Raw genomic sequence first — 2540 nt, forward strand, 5'->3', positions numbered from 1 at the left:
GCGCTGAACAGTAGAGCAGTCAGCGCCACCAAAGGTAGCGACAGTCCGTCCAATCCGACCTGGTAGGAAACCCCGATCGAAGGGATCCAGGCGAGTGACTCGACCATCTCGAACCCCGGTCCACCTTGAAACCTGACCCAGGCGACCACGATCAACGCCAACGGCACCAAACTGACACCAAACGCAGCCCAACGAACCAGTTGGGGCCGGTCACGGGGCATGGCCAACAGTGCGATGGCTGCCAATAACGGCACGATTATCGCGACACTCAACATTCTCCTACCTCCATATGGCGGCAACAATGAACAGAACGACGCTGCCGCCGACAAGCAACGTGTAGTAGTGGTGGGCCATACCCGTCTGGGAACGCCGAGTCTGGTCACCGCCGAATCGAATCCCGGCGCCGATCGCTTCAACGGTCGCATCGACGGCGTCATCGTCGAATTTCTGGGACCCCGTGGCAGTGAGAATCGTCCCGCCACCTACCCCGTCCACAACCCGATCCACGAGGATCTCGACCAGGTCGCGCAGTCGATGCGACACGCCGACCACGGATCCGGCGATGGCTCGCACCAATGCGTCGATTACGCTGCCGTCGCCCTCGGCCAGCCGATTCGATAACTTGATGAGTGGGTCGACAACGGCCCGACGGGTCAGGCCGGGAATCCCCCACCAATTCGCAAGGAATCCCCGGATACGCGACGGCAGACCCCCTGAGAGAAGCGAGTTGCGGCGCCACAGAAGCCACACCACGACAAACCCGACGACGACCGACAAAACCGAAACGGTCAGCTCCCACGTCTGGCCTGCGGGCAGGTCTGCTCCCGTTAGTTCACTTACAAGTTCCTTGCCGCCAGGCAACCAGATGGCGCTGAGCGCCAGGGTGAAAACTGCCAGGACGGCCAGCGCCCACACCTCAACTGGATGCGGACCCACCTCAATGTCCAACACCGGTCCGCGACCATAGGCCAGGACGTGGAGACGCGCCGCGTACAACACCGATAACAGCCCCGCTACGACAACGCCAGATCCCACCCAAACCCCCGACTCAAACGCGGCAGCCAAAACCGCTTCCTTGGTAAACGCCGCACCGAGTGGCGGCACGGCTGCCAGACCGGCGGCACCCACCCCGAACAACAACGCCACCGTGGGCAGACTTGAGCCCAACCGCAATTTGGCCAAATCCAACGTCCCGCCGCCGTGGAGGGCTACACCGGCACCAAGGAACAGCAATGCCTTAAAGAACGCATGGGCGGTTAGCTGTCCCATTCCGGCAGCAGTGAATCCAGCACCTGTCGCGACCAACATCAGCCCGTACTGAGCCGACGTGGACCCGGCAAGAGCGCGCTTCAGGTCAGATTGTGCGAAGGCAACGACGCCGCCTGCCAGCGCCGTCGACAGGCCTAATCCCACCACCAAAGGACCAAACCACGAGACCGCCGAAAGAATCGGTTCGAGCCGAATCAAAGCGTACGCCCCGGCCGCAACCATGGTGGCCGAATGGAGCAGCGCCGAGACCGGGGTGGGACCTGCCATCGCCGAAAACAACCACGGCGAGAACGGCAATTGAGCCGACTTGGCAGCCGCGGCCAACACCACGCCGCCTGCGACGATCGCCAGCCAACGGTCGTTGGGACCGGCAGCCAGGTCGGCGAACTGGAAGGTACCTACCGACGCGAATGCCGCTCCCGCGGCTACGTAGAGCCCTAGGTCTCCGAAACGGGTTGTCACAAATGCCTCTTTTGCGGACATGGGCGCTTGGGCGTTTCGCCAGTCGTGACTAATCAAGGACCAGGAGGCCGCACCGACAAGTTCCCAGCCAATTAGCAAGGTCAAGAAGTCGGCCGCCATGACCAGCAACTCCATCGCCGCGACAAAGGCGGCCAGCAATGCCAGTAATCGAGCCAACGCCTCGTCGTCACGCATACTCGAGGCAGCAAACGACACGACGACTACAGCCACCAAGGGCACCAGGACGACCATGACTCGACCGACCCCAACCACCTCCACGCCAAGGTCGATTCCAGCCCCCCAACTCCAGCTGGAGCGGGCCCCGGATATGGCCGCCAGGACGGCGGTCCCCAGGCTTCCGAGCAGCGATGCAACAACAACCGGCCCCAACCAGGCGCGCCCGTGTCTCATTGAAAGAACCAGGGCGGCGCCGGCCAACGGGAAAACAACTGGAAGCCAGACCATCAGCCGCGCAGCTTTCGGAGTTTCTCGGTTATGTCTGCTTTACGGACTCGATACACATTGGTAACAAGCGCAAAGCCAATGGCCCCTTCGATGGCCATCACCGCCATGACGACGATGGCCAACAACTGTCCTTCCGGGTTGCCACCCGTTGTCCCCCACCAGAATCCGACGGCGGCCACGATCGCTCCGTTGAGCATCAACTCGAGGCCCATCATGATCATCACAAACGACTGCTGGCTGAGCGCTCCATAAACGCCGATCCCGAACAGGGCGGCCGACACGAGCAACACAGCTTCAAGGGTCATGGCTCCTCGATTTCTAGCGAGGGTTCGAGCGAACCTGCC

3 protein-coding genes are annotated in these 2540 nt (G+C 62.0%); all 3 read right to left on the reverse strand.

The window, feature by feature from the left end; genetic code table 11:
- Positions 1-275 (reverse strand): NADH-quinone oxidoreductase subunit M (locus JJE47_15405; protein MBK5268807.1); only part of this gene is annotated, 275 nt, incomplete at its 3' end.
- Between the two features lie 4 nt (positions 276-279).
- Positions 280-2142 (reverse strand): NADH-quinone oxidoreductase subunit L, encoded by a 1863-nt coding sequence (locus tag JJE47_15410; protein ID MBK5268808.1) that lies wholly within the window; start codon positions 2140-2142, stop codon positions 280-282.
- 53 nt (positions 2143-2195) lie between these two features.
- Positions 2196-2501 (reverse strand): NADH-quinone oxidoreductase subunit NuoK, encoded by a 306-nt coding sequence (nuoK, locus tag JJE47_15415; protein MBK5268809.1) that lies wholly within the window; start codon positions 2499-2501, stop codon positions 2196-2198.
- Between the last annotated feature and the right edge of the window lie 39 nt (positions 2502-2540).

This window comes from Acidimicrobiia bacterium, assembly GCA_016650365.1.
In the GTDB taxonomy this organism is placed as follows: Bacteria; Actinomycetota; Acidimicrobiia; order Spongiisociales; family JAENVV01; genus JAENVV01.